1 protein-coding gene is annotated in these 463 nt (G+C 55.1%); it reads right to left on the bottom strand.

Going from position 1 to position 463, the window contains the following annotated elements; genetic code table 11:
- Positions 1–64: 64 nt before the first annotated feature.
- The coding region (locus tag Q1A48_RS21365) for a group II intron maturase-specific domain-containing protein (RefSeq protein ID WP_299948896.1) at positions 65–463 on the bottom strand (399 nt) is incomplete at its 5' end.

The raw sequence follows: 463 nt of genomic DNA, 5'->3' as shown, positions 1-463 counted from the left end.
GGGTGAGTAGACCGGCGGAGTCTCACCGCCAGCCCCTCGCAGAACCGTACGTGACACTCTCGCGTCATACGGCTCCCATCATTCGGCCCCTTGCTCGTTCACTCCAGTGCACGAAGGCGTGCGGATGACGTTGCTTCAGTGTATCGAGATATCGCCACGCTCTGGTTTTATGGCCTGCGAAGTATTTAAACTTGCGCATCAACCATCGAACCAGGTAACTATCCAGATGCTCGCCAATACCCGCCAGCTTCGAGCGATAGAACCGCCCGTAGTACTGCCACCAGCCCCGCAATACCGGGTTAAACATGCGCGATAAATCCATCAGCGACTTGTCGTTTTTCAACTGCAAGTGCCAACTACGGATTTCCTGTCGCATGCCTTTCAAGGCTGCCGGACTCACCGCTGGTGAAAAGTTGACGTAAACGCGTCCGTATTTATCCACCGCTTTGCGAGGGCGAAAGCT

It is taken from the genome of uncultured Microbulbifer sp., from assembly GCF_947489355.1.
Taxonomy (GTDB): Bacteria; Pseudomonadota; Gammaproteobacteria; order Pseudomonadales; family Cellvibrionaceae; genus Microbulbifer.
The sequence above is the reverse complement of the archived record's forward strand: the minus strand, read 5'-3'. Positions and strand labels throughout refer to the sequence as shown.